A 14,826-nucleotide genomic window follows, 5' to 3' on the forward strand; every position below is an offset into this window, starting at 1 on the left:
CGTAGAGGCTAAGGCGAGGTGTCGAGAGGCACCTTTATTGAAGTTGTAGTTCGTTGTGTTCGCAACGACATTAACTCCGAGGCGACTTGGGGTTATATGGTCAAGCGAATAAGCGCACACGGTGGATGCCTTGGCGGTCAGAGGCGATGAAGGACGTGGCAGCCTGCGAAAAGTGTCGGGGAGCTGGCAACAAGCTTTGATCCGGCAATGTCCGAATGGGGAAACCCACTCCGCAAGGAGTATCCAATGGTGAATACATAGCCATTGGAAGCGAACCCGGTGAACTGAAATATCTAAGTAACCGGAGGAAAAGAAATCAACCGAGATTCCCCCAGTAGCGACGAGCGAACGGGGAGCAGCCCAAAAGTTGTTCCGGTTCTAGCAAAACAGTCTGGAAAGACTGGCCATAGAAGGTGACAGCCCTGTATGCGAAAGGGCCGGAATGATGAAAAGTGAGTAGGGCGGGGCACGTGAAACCCTGTCTGAACATGGGGGGACCATCCTCCAAGGCTAAATACTCCTGACCGACCGATAGTGAACCAGTACCGTGAGGGAAAGGCGAAAAGAACCCTGGTGAAGGGAGTGAAATAGACCCTGAAACCGTGTGCGTACAAGCAGTAGGAGCCCTTCGGGGTGACTGCGTACCTTTTGTATAATGGGTCAGCGACTTACTGTTCGTGGCAAGCTTAACCGTATAGGGGAGGCGAAGGGAAACCGAGTCTGATAAGGGCGCATAGTCGCGGGCAGTAGACCCGAAACCGGGTGATCTAGTCATGGCCAGGGTGAAGGTTGAGTAACATCAACTGGAGGCCCGAACCCACGTCTGTTGCAAAAGACGGGGATGAGCTGTGATTAGGAGTGAAAAGCTAATCGAACCCGGAGATAGCTGGTTCTCCTCGAAAGCTATTTAGGTAGCGCCTCGGACGAATACTGCTGGGGGTAGAGCACTGTTATGGCTAGGGGGTCATTGCGACTTACCAAACCATGGCAAACTCCGAATACCAGCACGTACTATCCGGGAGACACACGGCGGGTGCTAACGTTCGTCGTGAAAAGGGAAACAACCCAGACCCACAGCTAAGGTCCCAAATTACCGCTAAGTGGAAAACGATGTGGAAAGGCACAGACAGCCAGGAGGTTGGCTTAGAAGCAGCCATCCTTTAAAGAAAGCGTAATAGCTCACTGGTCGAGTCGGTCTGCGCGGAAGATTTAACGGGGCTAAGCGGTAAACCGAAGCTTGGGGTGCATCACGCAAGTGATGCGCGGTAGAGGAGCGTTCCGTAAGCCGGTGAAGGTGGATTGAGAAGTCTGCTGGAGGTATCGGAAGTGCGAATGCTGACATGAGTAACGATAATGCGGGTGAAAAGCCCGCACGCCGAAAGCCCAAGGTTTCCTTGCGCAACGTTAATCGACGCAGGGTGAGTCGGCCCCTAAGGCGAGGCAGAAATGCGTAGTCGATGGGAAGCAGGTTAATATTCCTGCACCTCGCATAAGTGCGATGGAGGGACGGAGAAGGTTAGGTCTACCAGGCGTTGGTTGTCCTGGGGAAAGGAGGTAGGGATGGATCTTTGGCAAATCCGGGATCCTTTATTCCGAGCACCGAGACGAGCTCATTAGAGCGAAGTGACTGATACCACGCTTCCAGGAAAAGCTCCTAAGCTTCAGCTTATGCAGACCGTACCGTAAACCGACACAGGTGGGTAGGATGAGAATTCTCAGGCGCTTGAGAGAACTCGGGTGAAGGAACTAGGCAACATGGCACCGTAACTTCGGGAGAAGGTGCGCCCTTTCTGGTGGCTACATGCGTAGCTGAGCTGGGAGGGGCCGCAGTGACCAGGCCGCTGCGACTGTTTATCAAAAACACAGCACTCTGCAAACACGAAAGTGGACGTATAGGGTGTGACGCCTGCCCGGTGCTGGAAGGTTAATTGATGGGGTCAGCCGCAAGGCGAAGCTCTTGATCGAAGCCCCAGTAAACGGCGGCCGTAACTATAACGGTCCTAAGGTAGCGAAATTCCTTGTCGGGTAAGTTCCGACCTGCACGAATGGCGTAACGACAGCGGCGCTGTCTCCACCCGAGACTCAGTGAAATTGAAATCGCTGTGAAGATGCAGCGTTCCCGTGGCAAGACGGAAAGACCCCGTGAACCTTTACTATAGCTTCACACTGAACGTTGAGTTCGTCTGTGTAGGATAGGTGGGAGGCTGTGAAACCTTGGCGCTAGCTGAGGTGGAGCCATCCTTGAAATACCACCCTGTCGTGCTTGACGTTCTAACCTGGGCCCGTAATCCGGGTCGGGGACCGTGTGTGGTGGGTAGTTTGACTGGGGCGGTCTCCTCCCAAAGAGTAACGGAGGAGCTCGAAGGTACGCTCAGCGCGGTCGGACATCGCGCACTGTGTGCAAAGGCATAAGCGTGCTTGACTGCAAGATCGACGGATCAAGCAGGTACGAAAGTAGGACTTAGTGATCCGGTGGTTCTGTATGGAAGGGCCATCGCTCAACGGATAAAAGGTACTCCGGGGATAACAGGCTGATACCGCCCAAGAGTTCATATCGACGGCGGTGTTTGGCACCTCGATGTCGGCTCATCACATCCTGGGGCTGTAGTCGGTCCCAAGGGTATGGCTGTTCGCCATTTAAAGTGGTACGCGAGCTGGGTTCAGAACGTCGTGAGACAGTTCGGTCCCTATCTGCCATGGGCGTTGGAGATTTGAGAGGGGCTGCTCCTAGTACGAGAGGACCGGAGTGGACGAACCTCTGGTGTTCCGGTTGTCACGCCAGTGGCATTGCCGGGTAGCTATGTTCGGAAGCGATAACCGCTGAAAGCATCTAAGCGGGAAGCGCGCCTCAAGATGAGATCTCCCGGGGCACAAGCCCCCTGAAGGAACCATCAAGACTAGGTGGTTGATAGGCAGGGTGTGTAAGCGCAGCAATGCGTTGAGCTAACCTGTACTAATGATCCGTGTGGCTTGACCATATAACCTCAAGTGGCCTTGGACTCGACGACACGTCGGTGTTCGAACCAAACAGTTTCGCTACGTCCCAACTTATTCGCCAACGGCAGGCCGCGTCATGGGCTTGTTCCGAGGCAACCAACGAGAGCGTGTGCGCGTTTATGGGCCAGTTGACCGGCTTCGCGACCCTCCACCCTCTCCCTGGTGACAATAGCTGCGTGGAACCACCCGATCCCATCCCGAACTCGGAAGTGAAACGCGCACGCGCCGATGGTAGTGTGCACTTAGCATGCGAGAGTAGGTCATTGCCAGGGTCTTTACCCCGAAACCCCGCAGCTACGGCTGCGGGGTTTCTTTTTTGATCGGGCTACTGGCAGTTGCGCTGTGAGAGCAGCTCAAGTCGGTAGTTCCAAGGGGGCGACGAGACAGATATCCGCCCCGGCATCGATGGCCGAAGATGGTTGGCAGGGGATTCGGCGATCCCGCATTCCGGCTCTGCCGTGGATGCCGGGTGTCCCGCGCGTTAGGCAAGCAGTGGGCGACCTCGCGACGGAGGTTGTTCAGCCAGTCAACCAGTCGGAATGACGGCGGCCGCCTGCGCTAGAGCAGCAGCGGCGTGTCGCCGCCGACGATGACGATATCGGCCGGGCGTCGTGCGAACAGGCCGACGCTCACGACGCCGGGGATCTGGTTGAGTTCGCGTTCGAGGACCAGCGGCTCGCTGATGGCCAGGCCATGCACGTCGAGGATCCAGTTGCCGTTGTCGGTCACCACGCCTTCGCGCCAGACCGGCTGCGCGCCTGTGGCGGCCACGATCTCGCGTGCGACCAGGCTCCTCGCCATCGGGATGACCTCGATCGGCAGCGGGAACTTGCCAAGCACGTCGACCCGTTTGCCCGGGTCGATGATGCATACGAACTTGCTACTGGCTTCGGCAATGATCTTTTCGCGGGTCAGTGCTGCGCCGCCACCCTTGATCAGGCACTTGCGTGGGTCGCACTCGTCCGCGCCGTCAACGTAGAGCGGCAGCTGGCCGGCATGGTTGAGTTCGATGACCTCGATGCCATGCCCGCGCAGGCGCGCGCTGCTCTGCTCGGAGCTGGAAACCGCGCCCGCGATCCGGTGCTTGATCCGTGCCAGGGCGTCGATGAAATAGGCAACGGTCGAACCGGTGCCGACGCCCACGACCATGCCATCCTCGACATAGTCGATGGCTTTCTCGGCGGCGTCTCGCTTGGCGTCAGTCATATGCGTCCGTTTGATGGCGGGTAAAGCTGAGAAGGGTTTCGCTGGCCGGCTTGGGCCGCGGGCTTGTCGATCGTAATGGCAGACGTCTGCGAATCAGGCCGCTCCCGCCAGTCGACGCGAGGCGCGATTCATGAACTATGAGCCGGGCTCCAATGACAGCAGGTGTTTCCACTGCGCGGCCGTCACCGGCAGCACCGACAGGCGCGTGCCCTTGCGGATCAGGGCGAAGTCCTCGCCCAGCGCATCGGCGTGGCCGCGGATGGCATCCAGGGAAACGGGTGCGTCGAGCTTGCGCACGAAGCGGACATCGACCAGGAACCAGCGCGGCTGCTCCTGCGTCGCCTTGGGATCGTGGTACTTGGACTTCTTCTGGAACTGGGTCGGATCCGGATAGGCCGCGCTGGCCACCTCGGCGATCCCGTAGATGCCCGGAACCTCGCAGTTGGAGTGGTAGAACAGCACGCCGTCGCCGACTTTCATGTCGTCGCGCATGAAGTTGCGCGCCTGGTAGTTGCGCACGCCGGTCCACGGCTCGTTGCCGACCCGCTGCAGGTCGTCGATCGAGAAATCCGTCGGTTCGGATTTCATCAGCCAGTAGCGCTTGCGTGGACTCATTTGGCGGTGCCGGGCGGTGCGGGAAAGGTTTCGCGCTCGCTGCAGATGGCGTCCATGGACACGTCCCAGGGCTCGGCAGCGATCGCGTCGACCTGCTGGCTGGCGAATGCCGCACCGACCAGCCACGGCGGCGGCGCGCGATCATGCCGGAATGCGAAGCTGCGATCGTACCAGCCGGCGCCCATCCCGAGGCGATGGCAGTTTGCGTCGAATGCGACCAGCGGCGCGACGACCAGGGCCATGTCCTCGGCGGTGAGCAGGGAATCGGGCGCGACGTCGGGCTCCGGGATTCCGAAGCGGTTCGAGACCAGCGCAGCGCCGGGGCGCCACGGTGCGAAGCGAAGCTGCTCCCCGTGCAGGACGGGCAGGCAATAGGTGAGGGTCGGTGGCAGCCGCAGTTGCCAGGCGTGCAGCCCGATCTCGCCGTCGACCGCCCAGTAGCCGGCGACGTGGCCGCGTCCGGGCATGAAGGTCAGCGAGAGCAGCTGTTCGGCCAGGCCCTCGGCTGCGGCGATGCGTTCACTGGCCGGGGTGGTGCGGCGTTGTGCGCGGATGGCGCGGCGCAGTGCGCGGGCGTCCTGGTTCATGCAGTGCCCATCAGCGGCAACTGCATCGCACGCGCGGCTCCGAAGGCTGGTGCCCCGGCGCGGGAAAACACGTCCTCCGCCATGTCGATGCATGCCAAACGACCTTGAACCCGGGGTTCAAGTGGGAGCGCCGGGAATCCATCGGGCTTACCGCTGCGAGGCGGGCTTGCACACCCGGTTTCCACTGCGCCCCCGTGGTCGTCATTAAGGGACAAGGCGTATGTTTGTGCACGCCGTCGATCACGGCAGAGGACGCGTGGGGAGTATAGCCCGGGAAGGTGTCCGGCCGGTTCCGTTCGTCGGTCGGCGTTCATCGCAGTCGGCGGCATCGGCCGCGTGCAAACGCTGCGATCAGGCATCGAGCAGCGTGTCGAGCTTGCGCTGGAGTTCGCCCAGCGTGCGCGCGATCTCGCGGTCGCGGTGGCCGGATTCGTCGCGCAACTGCTGCAGTTCGTGGGCAAAGTTGAGCGCTGCCAGGACGGCGACGCGATCGACCGCGGCCATGCGGTTGGCGCCGCGTACTTCGCGCATCCTGGCGTCGAGCAGCTTGGCGGCGGCCATCAGGCTTTCCCGCTCGCCGGGTTCGACGCCAACGGTGTATTCGCGATCCAGGACGCGGATGCTGGTCGGTTCGCTGGCGCTCACGTGTGCTGCTCCAGCGACTTGAGCCGCGCGATCATCGCCTCGACGCGCGAGCGCGCCTGTTCGTTCTTCGCCAGCAGCTGCGAGCGTTCGCCGGCCAGCTGTTCCTGCTGCTGGCGCAGGCTGCGGTTTTCCTCGGCCAGCCGCCGGGTGCGATCGGCAAGCGTGTCGAAGCGTTCGCCGAGTGCGCGCAGCTGTTCGATCACATCCTGACTGTCCATGTCGGCACGATAGGCACGCGGCAGGGGGCGGTCAAGGCGTGCCCGCGCCCGTCCGGCCCTGGCCCTGGTTCCAGTGCTGGATGAACGACAGGCAGGCGTGGGTTTCCAGCGGCGGCGACAGCCAGAACCCCTGGATCTCGTCGCAGTCCTTGTTTCGCAGGAAGTCGAGCTGGGCCTGCGTCTCCACGCCCTCGGCAACGACGTTCAGCCCCAGCGAATGGGCCATGGTGATCACCGTGCTGGTGATCGCGGCATCGTCCGGGTCGCGGGAGAGGTCGTCGATGAACTCCTTGTCGATCTTGATCGTGGTGATCGGCAGCCGCTTGAGATAGGCGAGCGACGAATAGCCGGTGCCGAAGTCGTCGATCGCCAGCGACACGCCGATCGCGCGGAAGGCCTGCAGCTTGTTCGCCGTCTGCACCGCGTTCGCCATCAGCACGCTCTCGGTCAGCTCGAGCTCCAGCGCGCCGGGCGGTATCCCGGTGTCGGCCAGGATCCGCCGCACCACGTCGGGGAAATTGCCGCGCAGCAGCTGCAGCACCGACATGTTGACCGCCATGTTCAGGTCGGCAAGGCCGTGCTGGCGCCAGCGCCGCAGGGTCAGGCAGGCCTCGCGCAGCGCCCATTCGCCGATCTCCAGGATCAGCCCGCTTTCCTCGGCAAGCGGGATGAACACGCTGGGCGGGATGACGCCGTGTTCGACGCTGGTCCAGCGCAGAAGTGCCTCGACCCCGGTGATGCGCGAGGATTCCAGCGCCAGCCGCGGCTGGTAAACCAGGTGCAACTCGCCGCGATCGATGACCTTGCGCAGGGCACCGGCGATGGTCGCGCGCTGGCGGATCGACACGTCCATCACGTCGTCATAGCGGACGAAGGTGCGCCGGCCCGCGGCCTTGGCCTGGTACATCGCGGTGTCGGCCTGCTTGAGCAGTTCGGTCGGGACCTGCCCGTGGTCCGGGTAGACGCTGATGCCGATCGAGGGCGAGATCGAGATTTCCTGGCGCTCGTCGATGATCAGCGGCGCCTCGAACGCCATGATGATCTCGCGCGCGATCTTGTCCGCGTCGGCCAGGGTGTCGAGGTTCTCCAGCACCACGGTGAACTCGTCTCCGCTGAGCCGCGCAACCGTGTGATGCTGGCCGACGGTCTGCTGCAGCCGCACCGCGGCCGAGCGCAGGATGCGGTCGCCGGCGGCGTGCCCGAGCGAGTCGTTGATGTCCTTGAAGCGGTCGAGGTCGAGGAACAGCACGGCGACGCGGTTGTTCTCGCGCCGCGCGCGCACGATTGCGCGCGACAGCCGTTCCGACAGCAGGGTGCGGTTGGGCAGGTTGGTCAGGGTGTCGAAGTTGGCCAGGTAGCGCAGCTCCTGCTCGGCGCGCTTTTGCTGGGTGATGTCGCTGAGCACCGCGACGTAAAGCGGCGGCTCGCCTTCGGCCTCCTGCACCACGCTGGTCTCGATCGCGCAGAGGAACTCTTCGCCGTCCTTGCGCCGCTGCCACATTTCGCCCGAGAAGCGGCCCTGGCGGGTGGCGATGTCGCGCACGTGGCGGTAGAAGGCCGGGTCGTGCTGCGGGCTGTCGAGCAGGTCGGCGCCGCGGCCGATGACCTGTTCGTCCTCGTAGCCGGTCATGCGGGTGAACGCCGGGTTGACGGAGACGAACCTGAAATCGCCGTCGAGGACCGTGACCGCTTCGTTCATGTTGCGCAGCACCGCGCTGGCAATGCGCCGCTCGCGCTCGACGTGCCGGTCGTTGGTGATGTTGAGTGAGGTGCCCGCCACGCGTCGCACGCGGCCGTCAGCATCGCGGGCGACCACGCGGCCGCGCGCGCGGATCCAGGTCCACTCGTCCCTGACGTCGAGCACGCGGTGCTCGGAGCGGAACATCGGGGTCGCGCCTTCAAGGTATTTGCGCAGGCGTTCGCGCACCAGCGGCAGGTCATCGGGATGGATTACCTGGACGAGTTCGACCAGCTGCGGCAACTGCGGCAGCCCGTCGTCGGATGCGGTTCCGTCCGGCTGCGACCGGCGCAGCTTGTCGGCGACCAGGTCGTAGTCCCAGTAGTGTTCGCCGGTGGCCCAAAGTGCCAGCTTCAGCCGCTCCTCTCGATCCCTGAGCTGGTCGACGTACGCCCGTTCGCTGCGTCGTCGCAGCGTCGTCAGGACTGCCAGCGCCACGACCAATGCCAACACCAGGAGAGTGATCCCCAGCACCAGCAGGTCGGCATGATCGATCAAGGCGAGCCCCTCCGCCGCCGCCCCCGCGGCTGGATGCAGTGTAATCCAGTTATGCGCGCGCAAAGCGGGCGCGGGCATCGGCGCGGCGTTGGTACACTGGTGCCCCACCGATTCCGGTCGCCTGCCTTTGTCCACGGCCCTGCCTTCCCTGCCCGAGATCGACGATGCCAGCCGCAGCCTCGGGCTGGGCGTGACCGCGCCGGAACTGCACGGCGCGCTGTGCGGCTGGCTGGCCGGAGGCGGTAGCGATGGTCCCGAGTGGCTGGGCAAGCTGCTGGTCGATGACACGTTGCCCGCGGTCGTCGAGGGCAGCGCCCTTGACCGCATGGCCAGGGCCAGCGCCGCACAGCTCGAGGACCGGAGCTTCGGCTTCGTGCTGCTGCTGCCCGACGACGATGCCGGGCTGGCCGAGCGCAGCGGTGCGCTGTTCGACTGGTGTCGCGGGTTCCTCGGCGCCTTTGGCCTGGCGGCCGGGAAGGATCCGTCGCTGTCGGACGAAGGGCACGAAGCACTGGCCGACATCGCCAGGCTTGCCGCCGCCTCGCCGCAGGAGGATGGCGACGAGGAAGACGAGGCCGCGCTGGCCGAGATCGAGGAGTTCGTGCGCGTGGCAACGCTGCTGCTGCACGGCGACTGCGCGCTCGGGCCGCGGCATCGCAGGAACCTCAACTGAGCGACGGGTGCATGCGATCCGGAGCTCGCCACATCGAACCCGCCAGCCCCGGGCCCGCCGGCCCGACCCGATTCCGGAACACCATGGCCAGCAACCCCGTGATTCCCAAGGCCAGCTACGCACGGCGCCGCAAGCAGCTGATGCGCATGGCGGGCAACGACGCGATCCTGATCCTGCCTGCCGCGCCCGAGCGCGTCCGCAGCCGCGACACCCGCTACCCGTACCGGCAGGACTCCGACCTGCTGTACCTGGCCGGGTTCCCGGAACCCGAGGCGGTGCTGGTGCTGGTGCCGGGGCGCAAGCACGGCGAAAACCTGCTGTTCTGCCGCGAGCGCAACCCCGAGCGTGAAGCCTGGGACGGGCCGCGCACCGGACCGGAGGGCGCGGTCGAAGCCTTCGGCATGGACGACGCCTACCCGATCGACGACATCGACGACATCCTGCCCGGCCTGCTCGAAGGCCGCACCCGCGTGTACTACCACTTCGGCCGCGACACCGATTTCGACCTCAAGCTGATCGGCTGGCTCAACCGCGTGCGCGCGCAGTCGCGACGCGGGGCGCAGTCACCGCACGAGTTCCTCGAACTGGGCCACCTGCTCGACGAGATGCGCCTGTTCAAGTCGCGCGACGAGCTCAAGCTGATGCGCCGCGCGGCCGCGGTCAGCGTGCTGGCGCACGAGGCGGCGATGCGCGCGGCGCGGCCGGGCGTGCGCGAGTACGAGCTGCAGGCCGAGATCGAGCGCGTGTTCCGCGCCAGCGACGCGTGTCCGGCCTACGGCACCATCGTCGGTGCAGGCGCCAACGGCTGCGTGCTCCACTACATCGCCAACAACGCGCAGGCGAAGGACGGCGACCTGGTGCTGGTCGATGCCGGCGCCGAGATCCGCGGCTACGCCGCCGACATCACCCGCACGTTCCCGGTCAATGGCCGCTTCAACAAGGAGCAGCGGGCGCTGCACGACCTGGTCGGCGCGGCGCAGGTTGCGGCACTGGCGCAGGCCCGCCCGGGCGTTGCCTACGAGGCCGGCCATGACGCCGCGGTCGCGACGCTGACCGAAGGCCTGCTCAAGCTCGGCCTGCTCAAGGGCAAGCTGGAAAAGAACATTGCCGACGGCAACCACAAGCGCTTCTATCCGCACAAGACCGGGCACTGGCTGGGGCTCGACGTGCACGACGTCGGCGACTACCGCATCGACGGCGAATCGCGCCAGCTCGAGCCGGGCATGGTGTTCACCATCGAGCCGGGCTTGTACGTGTCGCCGGACGACATGTCGGTGCCGGCAAAATGGCGCGGGATCGGCATCCGCACCGAGGACGACGTGCTCGTCACCCAGGACGGGCATGAAGTCCTGACCGCGGGCCTGGCGCGCAGCGCCGACGAGATCGAGGCTTTCATGGCTGAGCGGACGCGCTAGCCGATGCGCCATCGGCTGCGCCCGCGAACGCCCGGGCATGGATGACCGGGCAGGACGATCCGACGGGTCTGCGCACTATCGAATTGCGGTGCGTTCCAAAGGCGAACCGACCTGCGTCCGCATTCCGGAAGGTGCCTGCGACGTTCAACCCGCGCTGGCGAACTCCTCGCGCGTGAGGTTCACCGGCTCGCCGTCGGTGCAGGCCACGTCATCCTCGATGCGGATGCCGCCGTAAGGGCGGAACGCGTCCACGCGCGACCAGTCGACCGCATCGGCATGTCCATCGTGCCTGAGCTTCTCCAGCAGCATGTCGATGAAGTAGATGCCCGGCTCGATGGTCACCACCATGCCCGGCTCCAGCACGCGGGTCAGGCGCAGGTAGGGGTGGCCGTCGGGCTTGTCGATGGTGCCGCCGGCGTCGGAGGCGGCGAAGCCGGCGACGTCGTGCACCTGCAGGCCGATGCCGTGGCCGAGTCCGTGCGGGAAGAACGCCGAGCTCACGCCGCTGGCCAGCGCGTCTTCGGGCGGGATCTTGATCACGCCGAAATCCTTGAGGATCGCGGCCAGGGCCAGGTGCGCGTCCAGGTGCAGCTGCCTGTAGTCGGCGCCGGCACGGACCTGCGCGCCCATCTTTTGCTGCGCGGCGTCGACCGCGTCGACCAGCGACTGGAACTCGTCGCCGGGATCGGCCGCGTAGGTGCGGGTAATGTCGCTGGCATAGCCGCCGTGGCTGGCGCCGGCGTCGATCAGGAAGCTGCGCGCCGGCTTCGGCGGCAGCCGGCCCAGTTCGGTGTAGTGCAGCACCGCGGCGTGCTCGTTGAGTGCGACGATGTTGCTGTAGGGCAGGTCGCTGGCGTCCTGCCCGACGGCCTGGCAATAGGCCAGGTGGATGCCGAACTCGCTGGCGCCGGCGCGGAACGCGCGTTCGGCCGCGCGATGGCCGCGAACGCCGCGACGCGTGGCCTCGCGCATCATCGCGATCTCGTACGGCGTCTTGAACGCACGGTGGTACTCGAGGTAGTCCACGACCGCCCGCGGATTATTGGGCGCGAACGCGCCGTACTTGCCCAGCGCGCTCTGCGGCTCGCCCAGGATCGCGCAGCGGGTGGCGTTCTTCGGCAGGTGCTGCTGCGCCTCGTCGGGCTCGCGGATCACCACCACGTCGAAATGCTCGAGCCAGTAGCCGTTCGGAGCCTCCGGCACCACGTGCCAGTAGTCGTGCGGCTGCAGGTACACCAGGCGCGGCTTTTCGCCGGGCGTGTACACCAGCCAGCTGCCGGGGTTGCGGGTCAGCGGCAGCCAGGCCTTGAACTGGGGATTGACGGCGTAGGGATAGTCACGGTCGTCGAACACCTGGTAGTGCAGGGTGCCGCTGGGCACGACCAGGTGGTCCAGCCCGGCGCGCTCGAGCGCGGCGTCGGCGCGGATTTTCAGCACATTCAGATGCGCGGCATATAGGATTGCAGGTTCTGCATTCATCGACGGAGCACGATGGAGAGGTCAGGGCATTCTGCCGCAACCGCGACACCGCTGCAGGCAGAAGACGCCGCGGCGCAGTCGCTGTTGCTGGGGATGCCGGCGTGGGCGTTCGCGCTGGCCGGCATGCTGGCGGGCCTGCTCGTGACCGGCGCGGTGGTGCTGCTGGAACGCGGCAACCTCCAGGCCGAGGCGCGGCTGCACGACTCCCAGGTTGCCCGCCGCAGCGTGGCGCAGGTGGAGCGGCAACTGGAGACCAGCGGCCTGCTGCTGCGCGCGCTGCAATCGTCGTTCATGGTCAACGACGGCATCGACCGGCGGCAGTTTGTCGACGTCCATGACAACCTGCGCGCCGGGGACGTGCTGCCGAGCCTGGAGGCGATGGTGTTTGCCCGTCGCGAGAACCCCGCGGCGCCCGGGGGACGGCCGCGCTATGTCTACGAAAGCGTGGTGCCCCTGGCGGGCAACCGCAGCCTGGTCGGCTTCGACATGGCCGCGCAGGAAGTGAACCTGCAGGCGCTGTTGCGCGCCCGCGACACTGACCAGCCGGTGATGTCCGCCGCCTTCCCGCTGCGCCAGCCGGTCAGCGACCCGCGCGACGCGCTCGGCGTGGTCGTGCGGTTGCCGGTGTATCGCGCCGGCCCGCAGCCGACCGACGTGGCGCAGCGGCGGGAGCGCGAACTCGGTGCGCTGGGCATCAGCATGCGGGTCCGTTCGCTGCTGCTGGGCGGGTTGCCGGCGGACGCGCTGCGCCTCTATCGGGTGCGCGTGCTCGACAACACCGACGGTGCGGGCGTGATGCTGTTCGATTCCGGCGGCGACACGATGCCAGGCGCGCGCAGCTATGGCGGCGATGTCGCCTTCGGCGAACGCAACTGGAAGATCGTGCTGCAGCCGCGTGGCGCCGGTTACGACGCGAGCCTGCTGTGGCTGATGGCGATCACCGGCACGATCGCCAGCCTGCTGCTGGCACTGCTGCTGTGGTCGGCGGCGACCACGCGTCGGCGCGCGGTGACGCTGGGCCGCCAGCTGGCTCAACGCCACCGCGAGAGCGAGGAGCGCTTCCGCACCCTCAACGACCTGCTGCCGGCGCTGGTGCTGATGGCGCGCGCCGATGACGGCTGCATCGTCTATGCCAACGAAGCCGCGTCCGCGCGGCTGGGCGCGGACGTGGCCGGCGGCGCGACGCCGCTGGCCTCGCTGTTCGAGGATCCGGCGCTGCAGCACGCGCTGTCCGCGACCGGGGACGGGGCGCGCTGGAGCAATGTCGATACGACGCTGCGCACCCTGGGTGGCGACCGGTTCTGGGCCTCCACCTCGATCAGCCAGGTCCAGCTCACCGGCCGGGACAAGCTGCTGATGGTGGCCAACGACACGTCCGAGCAGCGCCAGCTCACCGAGTTGCTGAGCTACCAGGCCACCCATGATGCGCTGACCGGCCTGTGCAACCGGCGCGAGTTCGAGCGCAGCGTGCGCCGGACCCTGCAGGCGGTCGCCCGCGACGGTACCCCGGCGGCGCTGCTGTACATCGACCTGGACCAGTTCAAGCTGATCAACGACACCTCGGGGCACCTGGCCGGGGACCAGTTGCTGAGCCAGCTGGCGCTGGCGATGGCCGAACACCTGCGTGGCGACGACCTGCTGGCGCGATTGGGCGGCGACGAGTTCGGCGTGCTGGCGCAGAACGTGACCCCCGACGTCGCGCATCAGCTCGCCGAACGCATGCGCGCGCGCATCGAAGGCCTGGTCTTCGTCTGGGAACAGCGTTCGTACACGATCAGCGCCAGCATCGGCATGGTGATGATCGATCGCGCCGGCCTGACCCTCGACGACGTGTTCGCGCATGCCGATGCGGCCTGCTACATGGCCAAGGACCACGGCCGCAACCGCGTCCACGCGTACTCCGCGCAGGACGACGAGCAGGTGCGGCGCCGCGGCGAGATGGAGTGGGCCAACCGCCTGCGGTGGGTGATCGAGGAAGGCCGGCTGCTGCTTGATTACCAGGAAGTGCTGCCGCTGCAGGGCCAGTCCTGCCCAGATCCGCATATCGAGTTGCTGATCCGGCTGCGCGACGAGGACGGCCGGATCGTGCCGCCGGGCGCCTTCCTGCCGGCGGCCGAGCGCTACGGGATGATGCCGTCGCTGGACCGCTGGGTGATCGGCGAGGCGATCGCGAACTTCGACCGCCTCCACGCCAGCGGATGCGCGCCGGGGCGCTGTGCGATCAACCTCGCCGCCTCGACGCTCGAGGATGACGGCCTGGCCGACTACGTGCTCGACCTGATCGCACGCCACGACGTGGCCCCGGCGCGGCTGTGCTTCGAGATCACCGAGACCGAGGCGGTGCGCAACCTGGCGCGCGCGGTGCGGGTGATGCAGCGCCTGCGCGCGGTCGGCTGCCAGGTCGCGCTGGACGACTTCGGCGCCGGCATGTCCTCGTTCGGCTACCTCAAGAACCTGCCGGTCGATGTGATCAAGATCGACGGCAGCTTCATCCGCGAGCTCGACAGCGACCCGATGAGCCGCTCGATCGTCGATGCCATCACCGAGATCGGCCACCAGCGCGGGCTCGACGTGGTGGCCGAGTGGGTGGCCAGTGTCGGTGCCGCCGAGCTGCTGCGCGAGCTCGGCGTCGACTACGGGCAGGGGTTCGCGCTGCACCGGCCGGAGCGCGTGCTCTACCAGCGCGAATGAAGCGGCGCCGGCGGCATTCGCCGAACGCGCTGTCGCGGACAGGCGCTGCGGTCAGTGCGCGGCG

At 65.7% G+C, this 14,826-nt stretch carries 10 protein-coding genes, 2 rRNA genes and 1 other RNA gene; 5 read left to right on the forward strand and 8 right to left on the reverse strand.

Translation table 11 applies throughout. The features are described 5' to 3' along the window. Positions 1-98 precede the first annotated feature (98 nt). Both H570_RS0100760 and rrf read left to right on the forward strand, forming a co-directional pair. A 23S ribosomal RNA gene (locus H570_RS0100760) occupies positions 99-2,978 on the forward strand. A 177-nt stretch (positions 2,979-3,155) separates the two neighbouring features. Then, a 5S ribosomal RNA gene (gene rrf / locus H570_RS0100765) occupies positions 3,156-3,269 on the forward strand. Positions 3,270-3,555: 286 nt separating this feature from the next. On the opposite strand, the gene rpiA is transcribed toward rrf, so the two are convergent. From rpiA to H570_RS15765, 7 genes are all read right to left on the reverse strand, one after another. Continuing rightward, positions 3,556-4,203 carry a ribose-5-phosphate isomerase RpiA gene (gene rpiA, locus H570_RS0100770; RefSeq protein ID WP_027079087.1) on the reverse strand — a complete coding sequence of 216 codons (648 nt, stop codon included), beginning with the start codon at positions 4,201-4,203 and terminating at the stop codon, positions 3,556-3,558. Between the two features lie 135 nt (positions 4,204-4,338). Next, positions 4,339-4,818: an EVE domain-containing protein gene (locus H570_RS0100775; protein ID WP_027079088.1), complete on the reverse strand. Its 480-nt coding sequence runs from the start codon at positions 4,816-4,818 to the stop codon at positions 4,339-4,341. Further along, positions 4,815-5,405 carry a 5-formyltetrahydrofolate cyclo-ligase gene (locus H570_RS0100780; protein ID WP_027079089.1) on the reverse strand — a complete coding sequence of 197 codons (591 nt, stop codon included), beginning with the start codon at positions 5,403-5,405 and terminating at the stop codon, positions 4,815-4,817. Before H570_RS0100780 ends, H570_RS0100775 begins: the two co-directional genes overlap by 4 nt. Before the next feature lie 69 nt (positions 5,406-5,474). Continuing rightward, positions 5,475-5,660, reverse strand: a non-coding RNA gene (gene ssrS / locus H570_RS18420) — 6S RNA. Between the two features lie 96 nt (positions 5,661-5,756). Beyond that, positions 5,757-6,050, reverse strand: coding sequence for a cell division protein ZapA (locus H570_RS0100785; RefSeq protein WP_027079090.1), 294 nt, complete (start codon positions 6,048-6,050; stop codon positions 5,757-5,759). Then, complete coding sequence (locus tag H570_RS0100790; RefSeq protein ID WP_027079091.1) at positions 6,047-6,268, reverse strand: TIGR02449 family protein; 222 nt, start codon at positions 6,266-6,268, stop codon at positions 6,047-6,049. The genes H570_RS0100785 and H570_RS0100790 overlap by 4 nt, the downstream gene beginning before the upstream one ends. Before the next feature lie 31 nt (positions 6,269-6,299). After that, positions 6,300-8,504, reverse strand: coding sequence for a putative bifunctional diguanylate cyclase/phosphodiesterase (locus tag H570_RS15765; RefSeq protein WP_245559496.1), 2,205 nt, complete (start codon positions 8,502-8,504; stop codon positions 6,300-6,302). A 127-nt stretch (positions 8,505-8,631) separates the two neighbouring features. On the opposite strand from H570_RS15765, the gene H570_RS0100800 reads away from it, so the two are divergent. After that, positions 8,632-9,177 (forward strand): UPF0149 family protein, encoded by a 546-nt coding sequence (locus tag H570_RS0100800; protein ID WP_036134564.1) that lies wholly within the window; start codon positions 8,632-8,634, stop codon positions 9,175-9,177. Between the two features lie 83 nt (positions 9,178-9,260). Continuing rightward, a complete protein-coding gene (locus H570_RS0100805; protein WP_027079093.1) occupies positions 9,261-10,592 on the forward strand; it encodes an aminopeptidase P N-terminal domain-containing protein in 1,332 nt (443 codons plus the stop codon). Between the two features lie 144 nt (positions 10,593-10,736). On the opposite strand, the gene pepQ is transcribed toward H570_RS0100805, so the two are convergent. Then, a complete protein-coding gene (gene pepQ / locus H570_RS0100810) occupies positions 10,737-12,071 on the reverse strand; it encodes a Xaa-Pro dipeptidase (protein ID WP_027079094.1) in 1,335 nt (444 codons plus the stop codon). A gap of 12 nt (positions 12,072-12,083) precedes the next feature. Here pepQ and H570_RS0100815 point away from each other — a divergent pair, with 12 nt between their 5' ends. Beyond that, positions 12,084-14,762: a bifunctional diguanylate cyclase/phosphodiesterase gene (locus tag H570_RS0100815; protein ID WP_245559498.1), complete on the forward strand. Its 2,679-nt coding sequence runs from the start codon at positions 12,084-12,086 to the stop codon at positions 14,760-14,762. Positions 14,763-14,826 lie beyond the last annotated feature (64 nt).

It is taken from the genome of Luteimonas mephitis DSM 12574 (assembly GCF_000422305.1).
Taxonomy (GTDB): Bacteria; Pseudomonadota; Gammaproteobacteria; order Xanthomonadales; family Xanthomonadaceae; genus Luteimonas; species Luteimonas mephitis.

Bases quoted from the DNA above. Each gene is read 5' to 3' on its own strand.
- H570_RS0100815 (WP_245559498.1), top strand. From the start codon at position 12,084: ATGGAGAGGTCAGGGCATTCTGCCGCAACCGCGACACCGCTGCAGGCA.
- H570_RS0100805 (WP_027079093.1), top strand. From the start codon at position 9,261: ATGGCCAGCAACCCCGTGATTCCCAAGGCCAGCTACGCACGGCGCCGC.
- pepQ (WP_027079094.1), bottom strand. From the start codon at position 12,071: ATGAATGCAGAACCTGCAATCCTATATGCCGCGCATCTGAATGTGCTG.
- H570_RS0100790 (WP_027079091.1), bottom strand. From the start codon at position 6,268: ATGGACAGTCAGGATGTGATCGAACAGCTGCGCGCACTCGGCGAACGC.
- H570_RS0100780 (WP_027079089.1), bottom strand. From the start codon at position 5,405: ATGAACCAGGACGCCCGCGCACTGCGCCGCGCCATCCGCGCACAACGC.
- rpiA (WP_027079087.1), bottom strand. From the start codon at position 4,203: ATGACTGACGCCAAGCGAGACGCCGCCGAGAAAGCCATCGACTATGTC.
- H570_RS0100775 (WP_027079088.1), bottom strand. From the start codon at position 4,818: ATGAGTCCACGCAAGCGCTACTGGCTGATGAAATCCGAACCGACGGAT.